General features: G+C 72.4%; 23 protein-coding genes. 13 read left to right on the top strand and 10 right to left on the bottom strand.

The window, feature by feature from the left end; all coding sequences use genetic code 11:
* Positions 1-4: 4 nt before the first annotated feature.
* The 4 genes from ACZ6ZN_RS04870 to ACZ6ZN_RS04855 all read left to right on the top strand — a co-directional run bounded on the left by ACZ6ZN_RS04870 (position 5) and on the right by ACZ6ZN_RS04855 (position 6,379).
* Positions 5-1,030 (top strand): LacI family DNA-binding transcriptional regulator, encoded by a 1,026-nt coding sequence (locus ACZ6ZN_RS04870; protein WP_398109576.1) that lies wholly within the window; start codon positions 5-7, stop codon positions 1,028-1,030.
* A 288-nt stretch (positions 1,031-1,318) separates the two neighbouring features.
* Positions 1,319-2,449 carry a glycoside hydrolase family 12 protein gene (locus ACZ6ZN_RS04865; protein WP_469643084.1) on the top strand — a complete coding sequence of 377 codons (1,131 nt, stop codon included), beginning with the start codon at positions 1,319-1,321 and terminating at the stop codon, positions 2,447-2,449.
* A 569-nt stretch (positions 2,450-3,018) separates the two neighbouring features.
* Complete coding sequence (locus ACZ6ZN_RS04860) at positions 3,019-5,241, top strand: glycoside hydrolase family 6 protein (RefSeq protein WP_469643082.1); 2,223 nt, start codon at positions 3,019-3,021, stop codon at positions 5,239-5,241.
* A 55-nt stretch (positions 5,242-5,296) separates the two neighbouring features.
* Entirely contained in the window at positions 5,297-6,379 is a 1,083-nt protein-coding gene (locus tag ACZ6ZN_RS04855; protein WP_469643080.1) for a lytic polysaccharide monooxygenase auxiliary activity family 9 protein, read from the top strand.
* 62 nt (positions 6,380-6,441) lie between these two features.
* Here the strand turns inward: ACZ6ZN_RS04855 and ACZ6ZN_RS04850 are convergent, their stop codons facing one another.
* Complete coding sequence (locus tag ACZ6ZN_RS04850; protein WP_469643078.1) at positions 6,442-7,122, bottom strand: hypothetical protein; 681 nt, start codon at positions 7,120-7,122, stop codon at positions 6,442-6,444.
* Positions 7,123-7,304: 182 nt separating this feature from the next.
* On the opposite strand from ACZ6ZN_RS04850, the gene gcl reads away from it, so the two are divergent.
* Positions 7,305-9,089: a glyoxylate carboligase gene (gcl, locus tag ACZ6ZN_RS04845; protein ID WP_398109571.1), complete on the top strand. Its 1,785-nt coding sequence runs from the start codon at positions 7,305-7,307 to the stop codon at positions 9,087-9,089.
* Positions 9,090-9,438: 349 nt separating this feature from the next.
* Here the strand turns inward: gcl and ACZ6ZN_RS04840 are convergent, their stop codons facing one another.
* From ACZ6ZN_RS04840 to ACZ6ZN_RS04825, 4 genes are all read right to left on the bottom strand, one after another.
* A complete protein-coding gene (locus tag ACZ6ZN_RS04840) occupies positions 9,439-9,675 on the bottom strand; it encodes a hypothetical protein (RefSeq protein WP_398109570.1) in 237 nt (78 codons plus the stop codon).
* Positions 9,676-9,992: 317 nt separating this feature from the next.
* A complete protein-coding gene (locus ACZ6ZN_RS04835; RefSeq protein ID WP_398109569.1) occupies positions 9,993-11,450 on the bottom strand; it encodes a catalase in 1,458 nt (485 codons plus the stop codon).
* Between the two features lie 195 nt (positions 11,451-11,645).
* Positions 11,646-12,539 (bottom strand): 2-hydroxy-3-oxopropionate reductase, encoded by an 894-nt coding sequence (locus ACZ6ZN_RS04830; protein WP_469643076.1) that lies wholly within the window; start codon positions 12,537-12,539, stop codon positions 11,646-11,648.
* 25 nt (positions 12,540-12,564) lie between these two features.
* Positions 12,565-13,386 (bottom strand): TIM barrel protein, encoded by an 822-nt coding sequence (locus ACZ6ZN_RS04825; protein ID WP_469643074.1) that lies wholly within the window; start codon positions 13,384-13,386, stop codon positions 12,565-12,567.
* A 144-nt stretch (positions 13,387-13,530) separates the two neighbouring features.
* On the opposite strand from ACZ6ZN_RS04825, the gene ACZ6ZN_RS04820 reads away from it, so the two are divergent.
* The 7 genes from ACZ6ZN_RS04820 (at position 13,531) to ACZ6ZN_RS04790 (ending at position 19,280) form a co-directional block, all read left to right on the top strand.
* The gene (locus tag ACZ6ZN_RS04820; protein ID WP_369195127.1) at positions 13,531-13,782 is read left to right on the top strand and encodes a YkoF family thiamine-binding protein; all 252 of its coding nucleotides are present in this window, start codon (positions 13,531-13,533) and stop codon (positions 13,780-13,782) included.
* Positions 13,779-14,147, top strand: coding sequence for a helix-turn-helix domain-containing protein (locus ACZ6ZN_RS04815; RefSeq protein ID WP_398109566.1), 369 nt, complete (start codon positions 13,779-13,781; stop codon positions 14,145-14,147). The genes ACZ6ZN_RS04820 and ACZ6ZN_RS04815 overlap by 4 nt, the downstream gene beginning before the upstream one ends.
* Positions 14,148-14,280: 133 nt before the next feature.
* Entirely contained in the window at positions 14,281-14,790 is a 510-nt protein-coding gene (gene uraD, locus ACZ6ZN_RS04810; protein WP_451878404.1) for a 2-oxo-4-hydroxy-4-carboxy-5-ureidoimidazoline decarboxylase, read from the top strand.
* A 7-nt stretch (positions 14,791-14,797) separates the two neighbouring features.
* Positions 14,798-15,193, top strand: coding sequence for a hydroxyisourate hydrolase (gene uraH, locus ACZ6ZN_RS04805; RefSeq protein ID WP_398109564.1), 396 nt, complete (start codon positions 14,798-14,800; stop codon positions 15,191-15,193).
* Positions 15,194-15,199: 6 nt separating this feature from the next.
* Entirely contained in the window at positions 15,200-16,171 is a 972-nt protein-coding gene (pucL, locus tag ACZ6ZN_RS04800; RefSeq protein WP_398109563.1) for a factor-independent urate hydroxylase, read from the top strand.
* A gap of 121 nt (positions 16,172-16,292) precedes the next feature.
* Complete coding sequence (locus ACZ6ZN_RS04795; RefSeq protein ID WP_469643070.1) at positions 16,293-17,672, top strand: 8-oxoguanine deaminase; 1,380 nt, start codon at positions 16,293-16,295, stop codon at positions 17,670-17,672.
* Between the two features lie 219 nt (positions 17,673-17,891).
* Entirely contained in the window at positions 17,892-19,280 is a 1,389-nt protein-coding gene (locus tag ACZ6ZN_RS04790; protein ID WP_451878402.1) for a nucleobase:cation symporter-2 family protein, read from the top strand.
* A gap of 77 nt (positions 19,281-19,357) precedes the next feature.
* Here the strand turns inward: ACZ6ZN_RS04790 and ACZ6ZN_RS04785 are convergent, their stop codons facing one another.
* The 3 genes from ACZ6ZN_RS04785 to ACZ6ZN_RS04775 form a co-directional block, all read right to left on the bottom strand.
* Positions 19,358-19,780, bottom strand: a complete 423-nt coding sequence (locus tag ACZ6ZN_RS04785) for an acyl-CoA thioesterase (protein WP_451878401.1) — start codon at positions 19,778-19,780, stop codon at positions 19,358-19,360.
* Between the two features lie 59 nt (positions 19,781-19,839).
* Positions 19,840-20,469 carry a hypothetical protein gene (locus ACZ6ZN_RS04780; RefSeq protein WP_451878400.1) on the bottom strand — a complete coding sequence of 210 codons (630 nt, stop codon included), beginning with the start codon at positions 20,467-20,469 and terminating at the stop codon, positions 19,840-19,842.
* A gap of 101 nt (positions 20,470-20,570) precedes the next feature.
* On the bottom strand, positions 20,571-21,779 hold the full coding sequence (locus ACZ6ZN_RS04775; RefSeq protein WP_398109558.1) for a pyridoxal phosphate-dependent aminotransferase: 1,209 nt from the start codon (positions 21,777-21,779) through the stop codon (positions 20,571-20,573).
* An 87-nt stretch (positions 21,780-21,866) separates the two neighbouring features.
* Here ACZ6ZN_RS04775 and ACZ6ZN_RS04770 point away from each other — a divergent pair, with 87 nt between their 5' ends.
* Positions 21,867-22,493: a winged helix-turn-helix transcriptional regulator gene (locus ACZ6ZN_RS04770; RefSeq protein ID WP_451878399.1), complete on the top strand. Its 627-nt coding sequence runs from the start codon at positions 21,867-21,869 to the stop codon at positions 22,491-22,493.
* Positions 22,494-22,556: 63 nt separating this feature from the next.
* Here the strand turns inward: ACZ6ZN_RS04770 and ACZ6ZN_RS04765 are convergent, their stop codons facing one another.
* Positions 22,557-23,348 (bottom strand): hypothetical protein, encoded by a 792-nt coding sequence (locus tag ACZ6ZN_RS04765; RefSeq protein WP_451878398.1) that lies wholly within the window; start codon positions 23,346-23,348, stop codon positions 22,557-22,559.
* Positions 23,348-24,613 (bottom strand): VWA domain-containing protein, encoded by a 1,266-nt coding sequence (locus ACZ6ZN_RS04760; RefSeq protein ID WP_451878397.1) that lies wholly within the window; start codon positions 24,611-24,613, stop codon positions 23,348-23,350. The genes ACZ6ZN_RS04765 and ACZ6ZN_RS04760 overlap by 1 nt, the downstream gene beginning before the upstream one ends.
* Between the last annotated feature and the right edge of the window lie 24 nt (positions 24,614-24,637).

The following is a 24,637-nucleotide window of genomic DNA, read 5'->3' as shown; positions in this document are numbered from 1 at the left end:
ACACATGGTCAGACGGCGGCCCGGTACGACACCCACGCTGGAGCAGGTGGCCGCGCTCGCCGGCGTCGGACGGGGCACGGTCTCCCGCGTCGTCAACAACGAGGCGGGAGTCCGGGAGTCCACCCGCCGAGCCGTGCAGCAGGCCATCGCCGAACTCGGCTACGTGCCCAACCTGGCGGCGCGGTCGCTGGCGGGGCGGCGGGCCGACGCCGTGGCGCTGGTCATGACGGAGCGCGACTGGCGGCTGTTCGGCGAGCCGTTCTTCTCCGAGACGGTCACCGCCGTCGGCGACGCGCTCGCCGAGACGTCCGTGCAACTGCTGCTCACCCTGGTCCGCACCGACGCCGAGCGGCAGCGATTCGTCGAGTACGCGCGCGGCGGCCGGGTCGACGGTGTGCTGCTGATGTCGGTGCGCGCCGAGGACCGGCTGCCCGACATGCTCGCCGACGCGGGCCTGCCCACCGTGCTGCTGGGCCGCCGCTCCGGCGACGAGCAGATCACCTACGTCGACGCGGACAACGTGGGCGGCGCGCGCGAGGCGGTGGCCCACCTGGTGCGCGGCGGCCGGAGGTCGATCGGGGCGATCACCGGGCCGCTGGACATGTACGTCGCCCGCTGCCGCCTGCGCGGCTACCGGCAGGCCCTGGAGGAGGCGGGGCTGCCCGCGCCCGTCTCCCGGACCGTCGAGGGCGACTTCACGGAGGCGAGCGGGCGCCGGGCGATGGCCGAACTCCTGGAGCGCCACCCGGAGGTGGACGCGGTCCTCGCCGCCTCCGACACCATGGCCTCCGGAGCCCTGGCCGTGCTGCACGCGGCGGGGCGGCGGGTGCCCGACGACGTGGCGGTGATCGGCTTCGACGACTTCGAGCTCGCCCGGCACACCGATCCGCCCCTGACCACCGTCCGGCAGCCGCTGGAGGAGATCGGCCGGACGATGGTGCGGCTGCTGCGGGAGGAGATGGAGCAGCCGGAGGTGGCGTGGCGGCACGTGATCCTGCGGACGCGCCTGGTGGTCCGGGACTCGGCGTGAGGCCGTTCGGCAACCGGCCGGAGGCGATCCGGGAGCGCTCCCAACTCCCGCGCGCCCCGCGCCCGTTGCCGAGGGCTGTCGGGGCACCTCGCTGAGCTGCGGCATCGAAATACATTCGACGGATTCGCGCCTAACGGGTTGTCAGGGACATGGGGTGGCTCCTACAGTCGCGACCGAAACCGGTGAGATGGGAGCGCTCCCATTCCTGGGGAGGCGGGAGCGCTCCCGATCTCCCTGCCGCAGCACCCTCCGTCGCGTCCGGTCGTCCCCCCGCAGAGAGGCCCCCCCATGCGATCGTCACCGCACCGCCTCCGCACCGTCCGCGCCCTGTTCGGCGCGCTGCTCACCACGCTCGCCACCGTCGCGGCGCTGCTCGCCGCCACCGCGCCCGCCCGGGCGGACACGGTCGTCTGCGAGCAGTTCGGATCGACCGTGATCCAGGGCCGCTACGTCGTCCAGAACAACCGCTGGGGCACCAGCGCCCCGCAGTGCGTCACCGCGACCGACTCCGGCTTCCGGCTCACCCAGGCCGACGGCTCCGTGCCCACCAACGGCGCGCCGAAGTCCTACCCGTCGGTCTTCAACGGCTGCCACTACACCAACTGTTCGCCCGGCACCAAGCTGCCGGCGCAGATCAGCACCATCTCCAGCGCGCCCAGCAGCATCTCCTACGGCTACGTCTCGGGGGCGGTGTACAACGCCTCGTACGACATCTGGCTGGACCCGACGCCCCGCACCGACGGCGTCAACCGCACCGAGATCATGATCTGGTTCAACCGGGTCGGCCCGATCCAGCCGATCGGCTCCCAGGTCGGCACCGCCTCCGTCGGCGGGCGCACCTGGGAGGTGTGGACCGGCAGCAACGGATCCAACGACGTGATCTCCTTCGTCGCCCCCTCGGCCGTCTCCAGCTGGAGCTTCGACGTCATGGACTTCGTCGACCAGACCGTGGCCCGGGGCATGGCGCAGAACAACTGGTACCTGACCAGCGTCCAGGCCGGCTTCGAGCCCTGGCAGAACGGCGCCGGGCTCGCCGTGAACTCCTTCTCCTCCACCGTCAACACCGGTGGCGGCGACCCGGGCGGCCCCGGCGGCCCGGCGGCGGCCTGCCAGGTGACGTACGGGACCAGCGTCTGGCAGGGCGGCTTCACCGCCGACGTGACCGTGAAGAACACCGGATCGGCGGCGGTCGACGGCTGGCGGCTCGGCTTCACCCTGCCGTCCGGGCAACGGGTCACGAGCGCTTGGAACGCGACCCTGTCCGGTACCTCCGGCGCCGTCACGGCGAGTCCCGTCGCGCACAACGCGCGCATCGCGGCCGGCGGTACCCAGAGCTTCGGCTTCCAGGGCACGTACGGCGGCACCTTCGCCAAGCCGGCCGGCTTCACCCTGAACGGCACGGCCTGCTCCGTCGCCTGACCCGCGGCGCACCGACCCGCTCCGGGTTCCGCCCTGCGCCGAACGGGCGGGCCCCGGAGCGTTCCACCCGCGGTACCGGGACACGGCAGGGCCGGTTTCCCCGCGCCACGCGCCAGGGGCGTACGGACCTGGTCCACGACCGCCCATGGGGGCCCGCCCCCGGCCGTCCCGGCACGTCCTGCACGGCGCGGTCCGCTCGAGTGCCGCACCCCGCGCTCTGCCCGGGCCGTACCACCGGCTCACCGGCGAATCCCTTGCCGCGCACCCGGCTCGAGCTCCTCACCCCGGCCCGCCCGGGTCGTGAAGGGACGGTCGGAGCGGCCGGGCGGGCCGTCCCGGAGGCCGCACGACCGGCTCGCTCCGGGTGGCCCGGGCGAGGCGAGCCGCCTGCCGGGCTCCGGCCCGGCCCGGACCACCCAGCACGCCCCGCTCGGGCTCGAACCCGCACCGCTCCCGCCCCTCCGGCCCGCTTCCGGAAAGGCTCGGCCGGACCCGTGCCACCCCGCTCCGCCGAACCTGCGCCACCCCCGCACCCCCGCACCCCCGTACCCCCGCACCGAGGAGCGCACATGTCAGACCGGACCGGACGCGCGGACACCCGCCCGCGCAGGCCGCACCGCAAGCGGACGGCTGCCCTGGCCACCGCGGTGAGCACGCTGCTGCTGGGCGCGGCGGCCCAGTTGGCCGCACCCGAGGCGTCCGCCGCGGAGGCGCACGTCGACAACCCGTTCGCGGGCGCCTCGTTCTACGTCAACCCGGACTACGCGCGCCTGGTCGACGGGTCCATCGCCCAGACCGGCGACGCGACCCTCAAGGCCAGGATGGAGAAGGTCAAGGGCTATCCGACGGCCGTCTGGCTCGACCGGATCGCCGCCATCCACGGCGGTGAGGCCAACGCGGGCCGCAAGAGCCTCGCCGATCACCTGGACCTGGCGCTCGCCCAGAAGAAGCCCGGCCGGCCGCTCGCCGCCACCTTCGTCGTGTACGACCTGCCGGGCCGCGACTGCTCCGCCCTCGCCTCCAACGGCGAACTGCCGCTCACCGCGGCCGGGTTGGCCCGCTACAAGAGCGAGTACATCGACGAGATCGCCGAGGTCTTCGCCGACCCCAAGTACCAGGACATCCGCATCACCACGGTCATCGAACCGGACGGCCTGCCGAACCTGGTCACCAACCTCAACGACCCCGAGTGCGCCCAGGCCAAGAGCAGCGGCATCCAGGTCGACGCCATCCGCTACGCCCTGAACAAGCTGCACGCCGTCCCGAACGTGTACACGTACCTGGACTTCGCCCACTCCGGGTGGCTGGGCTGGGACAACAACCTCGCCCAGACCACCCAGTTGTACACGGACGTCGTCAAGGGCACCACGGCCGGGCTCGGCAGTGTCGACGGCCTGATCACCAACGTCGCCAACTACACGCCGCTCGCCGAACCGTTCCTGACCGACCCGAGCAAGACGGTCGGCGGCAACCAGATCCGGTCCGGCAAGTACTACGAGTGGAACCCGAACTTCGACGAGTCGGACTTCACCAAGGCCGTGCACGCCACCCTGGTGGCGCAGGGCTGGCCCGCCTCCACCGGCATGGTCGTCGACACCTCCCGCAACGGCTGGGGAGGCGCGGCCCGGCCGACCGCCGAGTCCACCAGCACCGTCCTCGACACCTACGTCAGCCAGTCCAAGGTGGACCGGCGGACCCACCGCGGCCTGTGGTGCAACGTCAACGGTGCCGGCCTCGGACAGCCCCCGCAGGCCTCACCCGCCGGGTACCCCGACTCGCACCTCGACGCCTTCCTGTGGATCAAGCCGCCGGGGGAGTCGGACGGGGCCAGCAAGGACATCCCGAACGACGAGGGCAAGCGTCCGGACCCGATGTGCAACCCGGACTACACGGCGCCCAACGCGGGCGGCAACCCGACCGGCGCCATGCCGGACGCGCCGCTGGCCGGCCACTGGTTCCACCACCAGTTCTCGATGCTGGTGCGCAACGCGTACCCGGCCGTGCCCGTCGACGGCGGCGGTGAGCCCGACCCCACCGACACCACCGCTCCCACCGCGCCGACCGGCCTGAGGGCCACCGCGAAGACCGCGACCAGCGTCTCCCTGGCGTGGACGGCGGCCACCGACGACGTGGGCGTCACCGGTTACGACGTGTACCGCAACGGCACCAGGGTCAACGCCTCGACGCTCACCGGCACCGCGTTCACCGACACCGGGCTGACCGCGGCCACGGCGTACGGCTACACCGTCCGGGCGCGCGACGCCGCCGGGAACGTCTCCGCGGCTTCCACCGCGCTGAGCGTCACCACGGAGGCGGGCGGCGGCGGGCCCGACCCGGCCGGCGGTCTCAAGGTCACCTACAAGAACAACGACGCCTCGGCCACGGACAACGGCATCCGCCCCGGCCTGCGGATCGCCAACACCGGCAGCGCCTCCGTGGACCTCGGCAAGGTCACCGCCCGCTACTACTTCACCCGGGACGGCGGCTCGTCCACCGTGAACGCCTTCTGCGACCACGCCGCCGTCGGCTGCTCCAGCCTCACCCTGCGGGTGGTGCCGCTGAGCACCCCGGTCGCGGGCGCCGACGCCTACCTGGAGGTCGGATTCCGCAGCGGCACCCTGGCCGCCGGCAAGGACACCGGCGACCTCCAGCTGCGCCTGGCCAAGTCCGACTGGTCCGCGTTCGACGAGAGCGACGACCACAGCCGGACCACCGCCGCCTCCTACACGGACGCCCCGAGGATCCCCGCCTACCTGAACGGCACCCTGGCCTGGGGCGCCCCACCCGCCTGACCCGCCCCGAACCTCCGGGGAGACAACCGAACCCACCACCCCCACAGGAGAGAACATGGCTCGAAGCACCAGACGCCCCCTGTCCTTACTGGCGGTCCTGGCCACCCTGCTCAGCGGGCTCGGCCTGGCCCTGATCGGCCAGAACAGCGCGCAGGCGCACGGCGTGACGATGACTCCCGGCTCGCGGACCTACCTCTGCTGGCTGGACGCCAGGACCAGCACCGGCTCCCTGGACCCGACGAACCCCGCGTGCAAGGCCGCGCTCGCCGAGAGCGGCGCGTCGTCGCTGTACAACTGGTTCGCCGTGCTCGACTCCAACGCGGGCGGACGCGGCGCGGGTTACGTCCCGGACGGCAAGCTGTGCAGCGCCGGCGACCGCTCCCCGTACAACTTCACCGGCTACAACGCCGCCCGCGCCGACTGGCCCCGTACGCACCTCACCTCCGGTGCGACGATCCGCGTCAAGCACAGCAACTGGGCGGCGCACCCGGGCGACTTCCGGGTGTACGTCTCCAAGCCCGGCTACTCACCCACCAAGCCGCTGGGCTGGGGCGACCTGGAGCTGATCCAGACCGTCACCAACCCGCCGCAGTCCGGCTCGGTGGGCACCGACTCCGGCCACTACTACTGGGACCTGAAGCTGCCGTCCGGCCGCTCGGGTGACGCCATGATGTTCATCCAGTGGGTGCGCTCGGACAGCCAGGAGAACTTCTTCTCCTGCTCCGACATCGTCTTCGACGGGGGCAACGGCGAGGTGACGGGCATCCGCGGTTCGGGCGGCACCCCGGACCCGACGCCCACGCCGACCCCGACGCCCACCGACCCGCACACCGGGTGCATGGCCCTCTACAAGGTGACGAACTCCTGGGGCGGTGGTTTCCAGGGGTCCGTCGAGGTGATGAACCACAACACCACCGCGCGTGACGGCTGGGCCGTGCGCTGGCAGCCGGGTGCCGGCACCCGGATCAGCCAGGTCTGGAACGGCAGCCTGAGCACGGGCACCGACGGCACGGTCACGGTGAGACACGTGGACCACAACCGCACCATCCCGCCGGACGGCACCGTCACGTTCGGCTTCACGGCCACCTCGACCGGGAACAACCTGCCGGTCGGTTCCGTCACCTGCGTCAACCCGTAACACCGTTCACGACGGCGCCGGCTCCCCGGACGTGGGGGCCGGCGCCGTCCCGCGCCCGCGGGTCAGGCGGCGAACGCCTCGGCCGGCCCGTTCACCGGCTGCGGGGCACCGGCCAGGTCGAGCACGAACAGCGACACGCCCAGCACGTCGGCCCGGGCGCGGGCCTCGTCGTCGTACCCGGCGAGGGAGAAGTAGACACAGGCGGTCGCGGACTCCGTCATCGCGGTCAGCCACAGGCACTCCACGTTCCGCGCGTCCGCCGGGCGGACGGTCGGATCCACCCAGGCCAGCACCCCCGGGGCGGCGAGCCCCGCGCCGGAGGGAGGGCGCCGGTCGGCGCGCCGCACGCCCCGGTGGCCGAGCCAGCGCAGATAGAGGGCGACGGTGATGACGGCGTCCCGTGCCGTGCGGATGGCGACCGGCCGGAAGGCCGGGCGCACCAGCCGCGGCGGGATGCCGGGCAGGGCGCCGCGCGCGTCCGTCACCGGGAGCCGCAGCACCGTGCCGCAGGAACAGCCCAGCTCCGGACGCGGCCACGCGGAGGGCCGGTCGCAGGCCGCGCAGTGCACGGTCACCCACTCCTCCTCCCAGGAACGGTGGGTGACGGCGGCCGGCTCGGCGCGCGGGTCGAGCGGTGGCGCGACGGGCGTTCCGCAGGGGCAGGGGTAGGACGGCACGGCGAACAGATGGGCGCGCCCACAGGCCGGACAGCGCACCGACACGCTCTGGGACATGCCCCCCATGCTCCACCCGCGGGCCCGCGCCTGTCCGCTGCTCGGCCCATTGCCCGGACGTCTCTTGACGGCTCGTCCGCACCCTCCTACATTGCTTCCAGATAGTAGAAGTTCGTTTCCGTAATGCGGAAAGTGCTCGCGGCGGGGCGCGACGGGAGTGCGTATCCGACAGCCGAACCAGGAGTAGTTCCATGGCTCGAATGACCGCTGCCCGCGCGGCAGTTGAGATCCTCAAGCGCGAGGGCGTCGCCGACGCGTTCGGTGTCCCGGGCGCGGCGATCAACCCCTTCTACGCGGCCCTCAAGGCCGCCGGCGGGATCACCCACACCCTCGCCCGGCACGTCGAGGGCGCCTCCCACATGGCCGAGGGCTACACCCGCACCCACCCGGGCAACATCGGTGTCTGCATCGGCACCTCCGGGCCGGCCGGCACCGACATGATCACCGGCCTGTACTCGGCCATCGGCGACTCCATCCCGATCCTGTGCATCACGGGCCAGGCCCCGACCGCCGTGATCCACAAGGAGGACTTCCAGGCGGTCGACATCGCCTCGATCGCCAAGCCGGTCACCAAGATGGCCGTGACCGTCCTGGAGGCCGCGCAGGTCCCGGGCGTCTTCCAGCAGGCGTTCCACCTGATGCGCTCCGGCCGGCCCGGGCCCGTCCTCATCGACCTGCCGATCGACGTGCAGCTGACGGAGATCGAGTTCGACCCGGAGACCTACGAGCCGCTCCCCGTCTACAAGCCCGCCGCGAGCCGCGCCCAGATCGAGAAGGCGATCGGGATGCTGAACGCCTCCGAGCGGCCGCTGATCGTCGCGGGCGGCGGTGTCGTCAACGCCGACGCGGCCGACCTGCTCGTCGAGTTCGCCGAGCTGACCGGCACGCCCGTCGTGCCCACCCTGATGGGCTGGGGCCTGCTGCCCGACGACCACGAACTGAACGCCGGCATGGTGGGCCTGCAGACCTCGCACCGCTACGGCAACGCGACGTTCCTGGAGTCCGACTTCGTCCTCGGCATCGGCAACCGCTGGGCCAACCGCCACACGGGCAAGCTCGACGTCTACACGGCGGGCCGCACGTTCGTCCACGTGGACGTCGAACCGACCCAGATCGGCAAGATCTTCGCCCCGGACTACGGCATCGCCTCCGACGCGAAGGCGGCCCTGCGGCTGTTCGTCGAGGTCGCCCGCGAGCTGAAGGCCGCCGGGCGGCTGCCCGACCGCTCGCAGTGGGCCGCCGCCGCGCAGGAGCGCAAGGCCACGCTCCAGCGCCGCACGCACTTCGACGACATCCCGATCAAGCCGCAGCGCGTCTACGAGGAGATGAACAAGGCCTTCGGCCCGGAGACCCGGTACGTCTCCACCATCGGCCTCTCGCAGATCGCCGGCGCCCAGATGCTGCACGTCTACCGGCCCCGGCACTGGATCAACTGCGGCCAGGCCGGCCCGCTCGGCTGGACGATCCCGGCCGCGCTCGGCGTCGCCAAGGCCGACCCGGAGGCGTCCGTCGTCGCCCTCTCCGGCGACTACGACTTCCAGTTCATGATCGAGGAACTGGCGGTCGGCGCCCAGCACCGGATCCCGTACGTCCACGTCCTGGTGAACAACTCCTACCTGGGCCTGATCCGCCAGGCGCAGCGGGCGTTCGACATCGACTTCCAGGTCAACCTGGAGTTCGAGAACCTCAACTCGCCGGAGATCGGCGTCTACGGCGTCGACCACGTCAAGGTCGCCGAGGGCCTCGGCTGCAAGGCGATCCGGGTGACCGACCCGGCCGAGCTGGGCAGCGCCCTGGAGCAGGCGAAGAAGCTCGCCGCGGAGTACCGGGTCCCGGTCGTCGTCGAGGCCATCCTGGAACGCGTCACCAACATCGCCATGTCGACCACCAACGACATCGGCAACGTGGTCGAGTTCGAGGAACTCGCCACCGAGCCCGCGCACGCGCCGACGTCCATCAGGACGCTGAAGGTCTGACCCGCGAGCCGCAGGGGCGGTCCGTCCACCGGGACGGACCGCCCCTGCGGCGTTCCCTTGTCTCCGTGTCTCCTGCCGGCCCCGCCGCCCACTTCGGCCCTGCCGCCCACTCCGACCCTGCGGGCCAGGGCGGGCCAGGGCGGGCCAGGGCGGGCCAGGGCGGGACTGACATCCGGGGTCGACCGGGACCCGCCGCCCCCGTGCCGGCGGGTCCCGTGTGCCGAGAATGTGCCCGGCCCCGGGGGCTGTTGAAGCCCCCGGGGCCGGGTTCAGAGGTTCATTTGAGGGTTCCGTACGGCGGGTACGACCGGTGCCGTACGGGTGTCTGCGGCGGGAGGCGCCGGGGCGGTCACGGTTCGTGGTGCTCGGACAGGCCCGGCCAGTCGTCCGGGCCGCCGCCCTGCCATTCGACGAGGTCGCTGTCCGCGACGTCCGTGACGTACAGGTCCGCAAGCCGCAGGATCTCGGCGACGTCGTCGGAGTGCGTCGCGACGCCCAGCGGCTCGTCGCCCAGGGTGACCCGGCGGGATCCGTCCAGGGCGGGTGCGTGGACCACGACGTGCGGGCGCTCGGTGGGAGGTGCCATGCCTTCAGGCTGCTGCGCCCGGCGCGTTCGCGCATCCCGGGCGCTGTGGCCGTCCGGCGGCGCGAGGCTGGGCGCGACAGGACGTTCGCGCCGCCGGACGGGGTCGGGGGGAGGGGTGGGGTGGTGGTCCGTATGGGGACCGCGGCGGGTGCGACGGAACCGGGGGCGGCTTCCCTCAGGTCGAGACGCCGCTTCCGGATCCTTCACCACCGCACTGGCTCGCACGCCGCCGCGGTCCTCGCCCCGACCGTGTCCGTGCCCGGGGTGACCACCCCTCATCCGGGTCGTCCCCGGGCGGTCGGACACGGCCGGGGAGCTCAGTCCTCGCGCAGCGCGCGGACGGCCTCCTCCACGCGCCTGCCGTACTCGGGGTCGGCGGCGTGGAAGTGCGCGAGGTTCTTCTCGATCACGTCGTCGCGGGACACCTGGGACAGGCCTCCGGCGATGTTCGCGACCAGCCGGGACTTCTCCTCCGCGGACATCAGCCGGTACAGCTCGCCCGCCTGGAAGAAGTCGTCGTCCTTGGTGTGCAGGGGCGCGGCGTGGGTGCCCGTGTGGCCGTGCACCGCGAGCGGGGCCGAGAGCGGGCGGCCGGTCTCGACGGGGCCGTCGTAGGAGTTCGGCTCGTAGTTCTTGGCGTACCGGCCCTGCGGGTTGGACGCCATGAGGCCGTCCCGGCCGTAGTTGTGGGCGGTCGTGGCCCGGGGCGCGTTGACCGCGAGCTGCGTGTGATTGACGCCCAGGCGGTAGCGGTGGGCGTCCGCGTAGGCGAACAGGCGGCCCTGGAGCATCTTGTCGGGCGAGGGGCCGATGCCGGGGACGAAGTTGTTCGGGGAGAACGCGGCCTGCTCGACCTCGGCGAAGACGTTGTCCGGGTTGCGGTCGAGGACCAGCCGGCCCACGCGCCGCAGCGGATGGTCGCCGTGCGGCCAGACCTTGGTCAGGTCGAACGGGTTGAAGCGGTACTCGGCCGCCTCGGCCGCGGGCATGATCTGCACGTACAGCGTCCAGGACGGGTGCACGCCCCGCTCGATGGACTGCAGCAGGTCCGTCTGGTGCGAGTTGGGGTCCTGGCCCGCGAGCTCCGCGGCCTGCTCGCTGCTCAGGCAGCGGATGCCCTGGTTCGTCTTGAAGTGGTACTTGACGAAGAAGGCCTCACCGCGGGCGTTCGTCCACTGGTAGGTGTGCGAGCCGTAGCCGTTCATGTGCCGGTACGAGGCCGGGATCCCGCGGTCGCCCATCAGCCAGGTCACCTGGTGCGTGGCCTCGGGGGAGTGCGCCCAGAAGTCCCAGACGTTGTCCGGCTCCTGACGGCCCGTGAACGGATCGCGCTTCTGCGAGTGGATGAAGTCGGGAAACTTGACGGGGTCCTTGACGAAGAACACCGGGGTGTTGTTGCCGACCAGGTCGTAATTGCCCTCGGCGGTGTAGAACTTGACGGCGAAGCCGCGCGGGTCGCGCACCGCGTCCGCACCGCCGAGGCTGTCGGCCACGGTGGAGAAGCGCAGGAACACCTCGGTGCGCCGGCCCACCTCGCCGAGGAAGTCCGCGTGGGTGAAGTCGGTGACGTCGTCGGTCACTTCGAAGTGGCCGTAGGCGCCGGAGCCGCGGGCGTGCACCACGCGCTCCGGGATGCGCTCGCGGTTGAAGCGCGCCAGCTTCTCCAGCAGATGCTGGTCCTGGAGCAGGAGCGGGCCGCCGATGCCGGCGGAGGCTGAGTTCTGGTTGTCGGCGACGGGGGCGCCGGACTCGGTGGTGAGCACGCGCTGCGACATCGTGACCTTCCGTACGAGAGGGCAGCGGAAAAGTGTTTCCGCTTTGTGGAGCCTAGGGTGGGGCAATCAGAGCGTCAACAGTTTGTTGAAGCAGTGGGCACGGCTGGTACCGGGCGGCGCCGCCCCTCTGGGCGCGACAGGACAGGTGTCAGGGGCGGCGCCGCCCGGAGTCGAGGGACCCCGGGTGGGGAGGGGTCAGACCTGGGCGCCGGAGAGGCGCTCCACGGCCCGCAGCAGCGCCGAGTGGTCCAGGCCGCCGTCGCCCTGGGCGCGCAGGGAGGCGACCAGCTGGGCGACCACGGCGCCGACGGGCAGGGCCGCGCCGACGGTGCGGGCGGCGTCCGTGACGATGCCCATGTCCTTGTGGTGCAGGTCGATCCGGAAGCCCGGCTTGAAGTCGCGGGCGAGGAAGTTGTCCTTCTTGCGGGTCAGCACGGTCGAGCCGGCCAGGCCGCCGTTCAGCACGTCCAGGGCGGCCTTCAGGTCCACGCCGGACTTCTCCAGGAAGACCACGGCCTCCGCGCACGCCTGGATGTTCACCGCGACGATCAGCTGGTTGGCCGCCTTCACGGTCTGGCCGGAGCCGTGCGGGCCGCACAGCACGATGGTCCTGCCGAGGGCCTGGAAGATCGGTTCGGCCTCGTTGAAGTCGGCCTGTTCGCCGCCCACCATGATGGACAGCACGGCCTCGATCGCCCCGGCCTCGCCGCCGGACACCGGGGCGTCCAGCACGCGGATGCCCTTGTCCTTCGCCGCCTTCGCCAGGTCGATCGACGTCTGCGGCGTGATCGAGGACATGTCGATCAGCAGCGCGCCGGAGCGGGCGTTCTCCAGGATGCCGTCCGGGCCATAGGCGATGGCCTCCACCTGCGGGGACGCCGGAACCATGGTGAGGACGACGTCGGCGTCCGCCACGGCCTCGGCGATCGAGGACGCGGCGGTGCCGCCGGCGGCGGCCAGGCGGTCCAGCTTGTCCCGCTCCAGCGTGTAACCGGTGACCTGGTAACCCGCCTTGATCAGGTTCTCGGACATGGGCGAGCCCATGATGCCGAGGCCGATCCAGGCGACCTTGGGGAGAGTGGTGCTCATGATGGGGTGCCTTTCGGTGCAGGGGTCAGCGGGACAGCCAGTCGAAGGCCTCGGCGCTCGGGCGCTCGCCCGGCTTGTACTCGAGGCCGACCCAGCCGTCGTAGCCCGCCTTCTTCAGCTGGTCGAGGAGGTCGTCGAGGGGCAGCGAGCCCGTGCCGGGCGCTCCGCGTCCGGGGTTGTCGGCGATCTGGACGTGGCCGGTCTTCGCGGCGTACCGCTCGATCACCGACGGGAGGTCCTCGCCGTTCATGGACAGGTGGTAGAGGTCCATGAGGAAGCGCGCGTTGCCCAGTCCCGTCGCCTCGTCGACCTTGTCGACGACCTCGACGGCGGCGGGCGCGGACACCAGCGGGTACAGCGGCGACTCGGGCTTGTTCAGCGCCTCGATCAGCAGCACCGCGCCGATCCGGTCGGCGGCGCGGGCCGCCAGGACCAGGTTCTCCAGCGCGAGCGCGTCCTGCTCGGCCGGGTCCACGCCCTCGACGCGGTTGCCGTACAGGGCGTTCAGGGCCGTGCAGCCCAGCGCGGCGGCGAAGCCCGCGGCCACGTCGATGTTGGCGCGGAACCGCTCCGACTCCTCGCCGGGCACGGACAGGGCGCCGCGGTCCGGGCCCGGCAGCCGGCCGGCGTAGAAGTTCAGGCCGGTGAGGCGTACGCCGGCGTCCTCGATCGCGCGTTGCAGGGCGTCGAGTTCGGACTGCGGGGGCGTGGGCGAGTCGACCCAGGGCCACCACAGCTCGACCGCGCCGAACCCGGCCGCCGCGGCGGCCGCCGGGCGCTCCAGCAGGGGGAGCTCCGTGAAGAGGATCGACAGGTTGACGTTGAAGCGCTGGTCTGCGAATCCCATCGGGGCGGCGCTCCCTTCCGTGTCTTCCGCGACTATTTCCGTATTGCGGAATCTTGTTTCTGCTTAACGGAAGACTGCCTGCGGGGTGCGAGGGCTGTCAAGAGGGGCTGCCGGAAAGTCGGCACCGCGCGTTAGGTTGGGCGCGTGCGACTGAGAGTGGAGTTCACGACCGAGCCCTTCGACCTCGACGAGGCCCCCGCGCACGCGGTGGTGGCCCGCGAGGTCGTCGAGGCCGCCGAACTGGACGCCGTGGACGTGGGTCCGTTCGGCAACACCGCGGAGGGCGGCGCCGACGCGGTGCTCGGCGCCGTGGACGCCCTGCTCCGCAAGGCCCTGGCGGCCGGCGCCACCAGGGTCTCGCTCCAGGTCAACGTGATCGACGGGGACGCCTCGTGAACGGCACGGGGCACGAGTCGTTCATCGCGGCCGTCAAGCCCCTGGTCGACGCCATGGGCGGCGAGATCCTCCCGCCCGACGAGGCCGGCCCCGACGACGTCGTGCTGGCCTGGGAGGGCAGCGACGCCGTCGCTGTACGGCTGCCGCAGCTGGCCGACTCCCTCGACCACATCCTGGCCGCCATGGAGCGCCGCAAGGGTATGCCGCTGGCGGACCTCGACCGCAAGGCCAAGCAGGAGGTCGTGCGGATACTCGAGGCGCGCGGCGCCTTCTCCGTGCGGCACGGCGTGGAGACGGTGGCGAGCGCTCTCGGCGTCAGCCGCTTCACCGTCTACAACTACCTCAACCGCGAGAAGGGGGCCTGACGGGAGCGGTCGCCGCCCGTCCGGTTTCGCGCCACCGAATTTTCAACAAACTGTTGACGTGCTGTCGCGGTTGGGCGTTAGCTATCGGCACGCCCGTCCAGCACGAAGGCCCTATCCGGCCACGGAGGCTCCCGTGACTTCCACTTCCACGCCACCGGGCCTGGCCCGGTTCAACGCCCTGGAGGAGCACGCGGCCCACGCCGCGCTCCACGAGGCGTGCGCGTCCACGGCGTGGGCGAAGCGACTGCTCGCCGCCCGCCCCTACCTCGTCCCCGAGGACATGTACGCGGCGAGCGACGCCGCCACGGCGGAGCTGACGGCCGCCGACCTCGACGAGGCGATGGCCGGCCACCCGCCCATCGGCCGTCCCACGCCCGGCGACCCCACCTCGGCGCGGGAGCAGCGCGGCATGGCCGGCGCCTCCGAGGCGCTCAAGGCGGAGATGCTGGAACTGAACCTCGCCTACCAGGAGAGGTTCGGCCACGTCTTCCTGATCTGCGCCACCGGCCGCACCGGCGAGCAGATGCGCGACGCGGTCAGGGAGCGCCTCGGCAACACGCCGGAGCAGGAGCGGGAGATCGTCCGCGCCGAACTGGGGAAGATCAACCGCATCCGTCTGGCCCGACTCGTCGAAGAGGACTGACAGCAGCATGAGCACCTCCGCCACCGCGTCCGTGTCCACGCACATCCTGGACACCAGCGCCGGCCGCCCCGCCGAGGGCGTCGCCGTCCACCTGTCCGCCCGCGCCGGGCGTGCGGCCGACTGGCAGGCGCTCGGCGGCTCGGCGACCGACGCGGACGGGCGGTGCAAGGACCTGCCGGCCCTGCCGGAGGGAACGACCCACGTACGGCTCGACTTCGCCGTGGAGCCGTACTTCACCGACAAGCAAGCCGATGCGCAGCAGGACGCCCCCGCGAACCGGGACAGCGGCGCCGGTGTGTTCTTCCCGGAGGTGGCGATCACGTTCGCCGTCGTACCGGGCGAGCACTACCACGTACCGCTGCTGCTCAACCCGTTCGGCTACTCCGTTTACCGAGGGAGCTAGCTACAGATGGCAGACACTTCCCGCCCTGCCCGCACAGACGTTTCCCGCCCTGCCCGCCCGGTGATCCTGGGCCAGAACCAGTACGGCAAGGCCGAGAACCGAGTCGTCAAGATCACGCGGGACGGCGCCACCCACCACATCAAGGACCTCAACGTCTCCGTCGCCCTGTCCGGCGACATGGAGGAGGTCCACTACTCCGGCTCCAACGCCAACGTCCTGCCGACCGACACCACCAAGAACACGGTGTTCGCCTTCGCCAAGGAACACGGCATCGAGTCCGCCGAGCAGTTCGGCATCCACCTGGCCCGGCACTTCGTCACCAGCCAGCAGCCGATCCACCGGGCCCGCATCCGCATCGAGGAGTACGCCTGGGAGCGGATCGAGGCCTCCGACGCCAACTCGCGGTTCATCGGCGCCGACGACGTCAAGCACTCCTTCGTCCGCAAGGGCCAGGAGGTCCGGCTCACCCAGGTCACCTACGACGGCGAGAAGTGGGAGGTGATCTCGGGCCTGAAGGACCTGGTCGTGATGAACTCGACCAACTCCGAGTTCTGGGGCTACGTCAAGGACAAGTACACGACCCTGAAAGAGGCCTACGACCGCATCCTGGCCACCGAGGTGTCGGGCCGCTGGCGGTTCAACTGGACCGACGACGACGAGCGCATGCCCCACTGGGAGAAGTCCTACGAGCAGGTGCGCAAGCACATGCTCCAGGCCTTCGCCGAGACGTACTCGCTGTCGCTCCAGCAGACGCTCTACCAGATGGGCGCGCGGATCATCAACCACCGCAGCGAGATCGACGAGGTCCGCTTCTCCCTCCCGAACAAGCACCACTTCCTGGTCGACCTGGAGCCGTTCGGCCTGAAGAACGACAACGAGGTGTACTACGCCGCCGACCGGCCCTACGGCCTGATCGAGGCGACGGTCCTGCGGGAGGGCCGCGAGGCGCGGATCCCCGAGGACCTCACCAACCTCTGACGTCCCCCTCTTTTTCGGCACCCGTGGCCGGGGGAACCCGTCTCCCGGCCACGGCACTCAAACTCCCGGGGTCCTGCCGTGCCCTCTCCAACTCAGCACACACCGTGAAAAGGGACGAACCATGGCAGCAGACCGGCGCATCGTCATCGAGAACTGTGCGATCGCGACCGTCGACGGACACGACTCCGAGCACGCCCGCGGGCACGTCGTCATCGCCGGCAACCGCATCGAGTCCCTCGGCGCGGGCCCCGCCCCCGAGGGCCTGCAGAACGTGGCCCGCCGCATCGACGCCTCCGGCCACCTCGTGACCCCCGGCCTGATCAACACCCACCACCACTTCTACCAGTGGATCACCCGCGGTCTGGCCACCGACCACAACCTCTTCGACTGGCTCGTCGCGCTCTACCCCACCTGGGCGCGCATCGACGAGCCGATGGTCCGCGCGGCCGCCCAGGGCTCGCTGGCGATGATGGCCCGCGGCGGCGTCACCACCGCCATGGACCACCACTACGTCTTCCCGCGGGGCTCCGGCGACCTGTCCGGCGCGATCATCGGCGCAGCCCGGGACATGGGGGTCCGCTTCACCCTCGCCCGCGGCTCCATGGACCGCAGCGAGAAGGACGGCGGCCTGCCCCCGGACTTCGCCGTGGAGAGCCTCGACGACGCCCTGGCCGCCACCGAGGAGACCGTGCGCAGGCACCACGACTCCTCCTTCGACGCCATGACCCAGGTCGCCGTCGCACCCTGCTCGCCCTTCTCCGTCTCCACCGAACTGCTGCGCGACGGCGCGCAGCTGGCCCGCCGCCTCGGCGTCCGGCTGCACACCCACGGCTCGGAGACCGTGGAGGAGGAGAAGTTCTGCCACGAGCTGTTCGGCATGGGCCCCACCGACTACTTCGAGTCCACCGGCTGGCTCGGCGAGGACGTGTGGATGGCGCACTGCGTCCACATGAACGACGCCGACATCGCCGCCTTCGCCCGCACCCGGACCGGCGTCGCGCACTGCCCGTCCTCCAACGCCCGCCTGGCGGCCGGCATCGCCCGCGTCCCCGACATGCTCGCCGCCGGCGTGCCCGTCGGCCTGGGCGTGGACGGCACCGCCTCCAACGAGTCCGGCGAACTCCACACCGAGCTGCGCAACGCCCTCCTCGTCAACCGCCTCGGCGGTCACAAGGAGGCCGCGCTCAACGCCCGCCAGGCCCTGCGCCTGGGCACCTACGGCGGCGCCCAGGTGCTCGGCCGGGCGGCGGAGACCGGTTCCCTGGAACCCGGCAAGCTCGCCGACCTGGTGCTGTGGAAGATGGACACGCTCGCCCACGCCTCCATCGCCGACCCGGTGACCGCGCTGGTCTTCGGCGCGGCCGCCCCGGTCACCGCCTCCTTCGTGGACGGCCGGCAGATCGTCGAGGACGGGCGGCTGCTCACGGCCGACGAGGACGCCATCGCCCGCGCGACGCGGGACGAGGCCCGGCGCCTGGCGCGGATCGCCGCCGAGGCCTGACCACCCGGATACTCCGGCCGGGAGGGACGGCTCCCGGCCGGTGGCCGCGGACCCGAGCGGGGTCCGCGGCGGCTGTCTCCGAGGGGCGTGCGCCCATGCGCGCGCCCCCGGGGGCGGTCATCACCGTCCGCCGGTCCCGCACGACCACCCGCACCACCTCCATGACACCCACGGCAGCCGTTCCGGTGCAGCCGTGTAACCGACCGGAGGGACGCCGCTGTGGCCGACCACCCCGTTGACGAGAAACTCCCCGCGCTCAAGATGGCGACGACCGGCCTGCAGCACGTGGCCGCCATGTACGCCGGAGTCGTCGCCCCGCCCCTGATCGTCGGCGCGGCCATCGGCCTCTCCGCCACCGACCTGACCTTCCTCACCGGCGCCTGCCTGTTCACCGCGGGCCTCGCCACCTTCCTGCAGACCCTCGGCATCTGGAAGATCGGCGCCCGGCTGCCGTTCGTCAACGGCGTCACCTTCGCCGGTGTCGCCCCGATGACCGCGATCGTCGCCTCCACCGACGACAAGTCCGACGCCCTGCCCGTCATCTTCGGCGCGGTCATCGTCGCCGGACTTCTCGGCTTCCTGGCCGCCCCCGTCTTCTGCAAGGCGGTCCGCTTCTTCCCACCGGTCGTCACCGGGTCCGTGATCACCCTGATCGGCATATCCCTGCTGCCCGTCGCCTTCGGCTGGGCGCAGGGACCGAACCCGGCCGCGGACGGCTACGGTTCGGCGACCAACCTGGGCCTCGCCGGCGCGACCCTGCTGATCGTGCTGCTGCTGCGCCGGTTCACCCGGGGCTTCGTCAAGCAGATCGCCGTCCTGCTCGGCCTGGTCGTCGGCACGCTCCTCGCGATCCCCTTCGGCGTCACCGACTTCGGTCCCGTCGCACAGGCGGACGTCGTCGGCTTCCCCACCCCCTTCCACTTCGGCGCGCCGCAGTTCCAGCTCGCCGCGATCCTGTCGATGTGCGTGGTGATGGTGGTGTCGATGACCGAGTCGACCGCCGACATGCTGGCCCTCGGCGAGATCGTCGAGCGCCCGGCCGACGAGAAGACCATCGCGGCCGGCCTGCGCGCCGACACCCTGGGCTCGGCGATCAGCCCCCTGTTCAACGGCTTCATGTGCAGCGCCTTCGCGCAGAACATCGGCCTGGTCGCCATGACGCGCATCCGCAGCCGGTTCGTCGTCGCCGCCGGTGGCGGGTTCCTGGTGCTGATGGGCCTGTGCCCGATGGCGGCCTCGCTGATCGCCGTCGTACCGCGCCCGGTGCTCGGCGGGGCGGGCGTCGTCCTGTTCGGCTCGGTCGCCGCCAGCGGCATCCAGACGCTGGTCCGGGCCGGACTGCACAAGGACAACAACGTGCTGATCGTGGCCGTCTCCCTGGCCGTCGGCATCATCCCGATCACGGCGCCGGAGTTCTACCACGCCTTCCCGGAGACGGCCCGCATCGTCCTGGACTCGGGCATCTCGACGGGCTGTGTGGCGGCCGTGCTGCTCAACCTGGTCTTCAACCACCTGGGCGGGGGCGGCCGCGACGCGCACGACGTGACCCACCCGATGGAGACGGGCAAGGAGCTGACGGGCGTACCCGCCGCCCCGTCGGCGTCCTGAGAGCGCCCCGCGGCCCGCTCCCGAGGGCCGTGCCCCCGAACCGGCCCCACGCCGGCCGGGGCACGGCCCACGGGCGCCTACAGCCCGAACAGGCCCGGGTCCGACGCCAGCTTGCGGAACACCGCGGCCGGATCGGCGACCAGCTTGCGCCGCTCGAGGTCGAGGATCCCGCCGACCGCCGAGATCTCGGCGGCGACCGTGCCGTCGGCCTTCACGACGGCCTGCTCGATCCGGAACGTCTTGCCACCGCCCCACTCGAAGGCGCAGGTCACCTCGACCTCGTCACCCGCGAGCAGCTCCCGCCGGTAGCGGATGGTCGTCTCCAGGGCGACCGGGCCCACGCCGGTGCCGACGAGGGCGGTCTGCGTGATCCCGGCGGCCTGGAGCAGCGCCCAGCGGGCGTGCTCGGCGTAGTTGAGGTACACCGCCTGGTTGAGGTGCCCCTGCACGTCGGTCTCGTACCCGCGGACGGTGACAGGGACGGAAAACGGCTCGCTCACGGCTTCCCCTTCGCAACTCTCGTGCACTGCGCAACGATCCACCGATCCTGACATGCCCCTCACGCCCGGCGCGGCGAGGCCAGGAGATAGCGGGTGCCGGTGCGCGGCTCGCGGTGCTCGCTCACCTGCCAGCCCGCCCCTTCGAGGGTGGCCGCACAGGCCCCCAGGGCCCCGGGGTCCGGTTCGTGCACGGCGACGGCCTCGGGCTGCGGGGTGTCCCGCACCCGGTACCCGCCGTCCTCCGGGCCGGCGGGGCGGTGCCCGGCCGCCTCCAGGGCCAGGGCCGCGGCCTGCACCAGATGCGTGCGCTCCCAGCCGCACGGCCGGTCCACCGAGCCGTCCGGGTTGGTCATCCGGCGCAGCTCCACCAGGCCCTGCCAGGCGCTGTGCACCTCGCGGCGCCGCGCGGGCCCGGACGGCGGCGGATCGGGCTCGCCGCCGGTGCGGGCCGCGAACACGCCGGTCGGGGCGGGGGCGGCGCCGCCCGGCTCGGGTGCCTGGGTGATGCCCTGGCGCACCCGGTGCCCCTCCGGTGTGAGGAAGTGGTCGTGCGGCGGTCTCGGGTGCCGGAAGGCCAGTCCCCGCCCCACCAGCGCCGTGAGCTGCGCGGGGGTGCCCCTGAGCCGTCCCGTGACCGGGTCGGCGGCGTCGATGACACGCTGCTGCGCGGCGGTCGGCGGTCGGGTCACGGCGTGCTCCTCTCCGGCGTCGGCAGGCCCCGGGGCACTCGCCCCACCTGCTCGCAGGCTACGGCCCGCCACTGACACCCGCCCGGCCACCGGCCCGGCGCCTACTGCCGGTACCCGGCGAGGAACCGCCCGATCCGGCCGATCGCCGCCTCCAGGTCGTCGGCGTACGGCAGGGTCAGGATCCGGAAGTGGTCGGGCGTGGGCCAGTTGAAGCCGGTGCCCTGCACCACCTGGATCTTCTCCCGCAGCAGCAGGTCGAGGACGAACTTCTCGTCGTCGTGGATCGGGTACACCCGCGGGTCCAGCCGGGGGAAGGCGTACAGCGCGCCCTTGGGCTTCACGCAGCTCACGCCCGGGATCTCGTTGAGCTTGCGCCAGGCCACGTCCCGCTGCTCGCGCAGCCGCCCGCCCGGCGCGGTCAGCTCGCCGATGGACTGCCGGCCGCCGAGCGCGGCCTGGATGGCGTACTGCGCGGGCGCGTTGGCGCACAGCCGCATGGACGCCAGCATGGTCAGGCCCTCCAGGTAGTCCCTGGCGTGCTGCCGGGGGCCGGTGACCACCAGCCAGCCGGAGCGGAAGCCCGCCACGCGGTGGGTCTTGGACAGGCCGCAGAAGGTGAGGACCACCAGGTCGGGGGCGAGCGCGGCGGCCGAGTGGTGCACGGCGTCGTCGTAGAGGATCTGGTCGTAGATCTCGTCGGCGAAGACCATCAGGCCGTGCCGCCGGGCGAGGTCGAGGATGCCCTCGACGACCTCCTTCGGGTAGACCGCGCCGGTGGGGTTGTTGGGGTTGATGATCACGACCGCCCTCGTACGGTCCGTGATCTTCGAGGCCATGTCGTCGAGGTCGGGGTACCACTCGGCCTGCTCGTCGCACAGGTAGTGGACCGCCCTGCCGCCCGCGAGGGTCGTCACGGCCGTCCAGAGGGGGAAGTCCGGGGCGGGGATCAGGATCTCGTCGCCGTCCTCGATCAGCGCCTGGACGGCCATCGACACCAGCTCGGACACGCCGTTGCCGAGGAAGACGTCGTCGACGCCGACCTCCAGGCCGAGCGTCTGGTACCGCTGGGCGACCGCGCGGCGGGCGGAGAGGACACCGCGCGAGTCGGTGTAGCCGTGCGCGCGCGGCAGCATCCGGATCATGTCCTGGACGATCTCCTCGGGCGCCTCGAAGCCGAACAGGGCCGGGTTGCCGGTGTTCAGCCGCAGCACGCTGTGCCCGGCCTCCTCCAGCGCGTCGGCGTGCTCGATCACCGGGCCGCGGATCTCGTAGCAGACCTCGCTCAGCTTGCTCGACTGGCGGAACTCCATGTGCTGCTTCCCCTCTGGCGACTGGTGCTGCTTGGTTTTACCAAGTAGTCGCTTGGAAAGTCCAACAACTTGTCTAGACTGCCCCGCATGCCACCTCGCCGACGCTACGACCAGTACTGCTCCGTCGCCCGCGCCCTCGACCTGGTCGGTGACCGCTGGACCCTCCTGATCGTCCGGGAGCTCCTCGCCGGTGCCCGCCGCTACACCGACCTGCACGCGGATCTGCCCGGGGTCAGCACGGACGTACTCGCCTCACGGCTGCGGGACATGGAGCGCGACGGGCTGGTGACCCGGCGCCGGCTGCCCCCGCCCGGTGCCGTCTCCGTGTACGAAGTAACGTCCCGAGGACGGGAGTTGCTGCCGGTGCTGCAGGCGCTCGGCGCCTGGGGCGAGGCGGCGCTGGGGGAGCGCGGACCCACCGACGCGGTGCGCGCGCACTGGTTCGCCCTGCCCCTGCTGCGCCTGCTGGACGGCGAGGGCCTCGTCGAAGTCCACCTGGAGGAAGGCCTGTTCCACCTCTACGCGGGGTCCGCGCAGGGACCGGTCTGCGGTGACGGGCCCGCCCCCGTGGAGCCGGACGCCCGGCTGGTGCTGGACACCGCCACCTGTACGGCGCTGAGCAGGGGGGAGCTGGCCCTGGCCGACGCCGTCCGGGCGGGCCGCGTCGAGGTGGGCGGCGAGGGCGCGCTCGCCAAGGCGCTCCGGGAGCTCTGACCCGACGGAACGGCAGAAGGCCCGCACGGGGCGGGCCTTCTGTTCACACGTCGGGTCGCGGTGTCACGCGCCGGGCGGGACCCGGGAGGGCCGCCCCGTGCCGCGCGTCAGCGCGTATCCGCCGACGCCGGCCAGCGCGGCCAGGACGCCGCCCAGCGCCGTCCACACCCAGCGGTCCGACCACCAGCCGGAGCTCCAGCCGTCGTCGGGTTCGAGGCCGGCCAGCACCGCCGCGTCCTCACGTTCCTCCTCCGGCGCCGTCGCGATCCCCGGCACCAGCGGCTCGGACAGCGAACCGTCCACCGCCGCGGCGCCGCCGGCGTCGTCCGAGTCCACCCGGACCTCGGCGCCGACCGGCAGGCCGAGGTCACCGGTGCCGACGGCGACGGCCGTCAGACGCAGGTAGTACGTGCCCGGCAGGGGATCGTCGGCCCACGGCTCGGACCAGGCCCGGACCGTGCGCAGCGCGCAGGCCAGCTCCACCGTGGTGGCGTCCGCGGCGGCGGTGCGCGTCTGCGCCCCGTACCGGCAGGCCTGGCGGCGGCGCAGACCGTCGTAGACGTCGATCTGCCAGGTCTGGGCGGTGTGGGTCTCGGGGAGCTTCACCGTCGCCCGGACCGTCGGGCGCTGCCCGGTGTCGGCCGGGAACGACCAGTACAGGTAGTCACCGGTGGAGCCGCCCGCGGTGGCCCGCTGCCCCTGCTCGATCTCCGTAGCGGTGCGGAACGAGGTACCGGCGCGCGAGGGCGCGCCGGAGTCGTCCGGCGACGGGCTCGGCGAGGAGTCGGCCGCGGCGGGGGCGGCCGCGAGGCCCGCGGTCAGCAGCGCGGCGATCGTCGCACGCAGCATGCGCATCAGCTCGTCCTCCAGACCGCGACCCGCCAGCGTGACAGCCAGCCCCAGACGAGACCGGCGAGGAAGCCGGCGAGGACGAGGACGCCGAGCAGCCACCAGCCGCGGCCCAGACCGAAGGCGGCCACGTCGCCCGCCGGGTCCGGGGCGTCCACGACGTCCACGGTCAGCTCCAGCGGCAGGCCGGGCGTGGTCTTCACACCGGAGGCCGCCGAGAAGGAGTGCGAGACGGCCAGGCAGACCGCTTCGGCCGGAGCGTCCTCCTCGTCGCTCCCCGCCTTCGGGTAGCGCAGCCCCGTCGAGACGGCGTCGGTGCGGCCGTTGCCCGCCGCCTCGCCGCGCACGATCTCACGGCCCTTGGCGGTGACCGCCCGCAGCAGGACGCCGTGGGCCGGGTTCACGGCCCGGTCGGCCGCCACGCTCACCGAGGCGCGCAGCTCCTGACCCGGCCGCACGTCCACCCGGTACCAGCGCTGCTGCCCGAACTCCTCACGGTCGCTGTACAGCCCGGACTTCAGCGCCGGCGCCTGCGCACAGGCGGCGGCACCCTCCGCCGGCACCGGCGTCACCACCGGGTCGGCCGCCCGGTCGACCAACTCGTTCACCTTGTCGGTGAGTTCGTCCTGGTGCTCCACCGAGGTGTAGGTGCCGCCGGTGGCCTCCGCGATGCAGCTGAGCTGCCGGCTCAGCTTGGCGGTCGGCACCAGGCCCAGGGTGTCGATGGTCAGGCCGATGCCCTTCGCGGCGATCTCCCGGGCCACCTCGCACGGGTCGAGCGGGGCGCAGGTGTCCTCGCCGTCGCTGATCAGCACGATGCGCTTGGAGCCGTCGCCGCCGTCGAGGTCGTCGGCCGCCTTCAGCAGGGCCGGTCCGATGGGCGTCCAGCCGGTCGGGGTGAGCGTCGCGACGGCCGTCTTCGCCTCGGTGCGGTCCAGCGGGCCCACCGGGTAGAGCTGCGCGGTGTCCTTGCAGCCGGTGCGGCGGTCGTCGCCCGGGTAGTCGGCGCCGAGGGTGCGGATGCCGAGCTCCACCTCCTCGGGCGTCGCGTCGAGCACCTCGTTGAAGGCCTGCTTGGCGGCGGCCATCCGCGACCGGCCGTCGATGTCCCGCGCCCGCATCGAGCCGCTCACGTCGAGGACGAGATCGACCTTGGGGGCGTCCTGGCCCGTGGGTTCGCCGGCGGCCGCCCCGGCCGGGAAGGCGAGCCCGGCCGTGAGCGCGGCGAGCAGGGCGCACACGCCCGCCGCCAGCCGTTTACTTGTGATCATCGGCGGATCCTATTGATCACCCGG

The organism is Streptomyces sp. NPDC053665, from assembly GCF_055585285.1.
The sequence above is the reverse complement of the archived record's forward strand: the minus strand, read 5'-3'. Positions and strand labels throughout refer to the sequence as shown.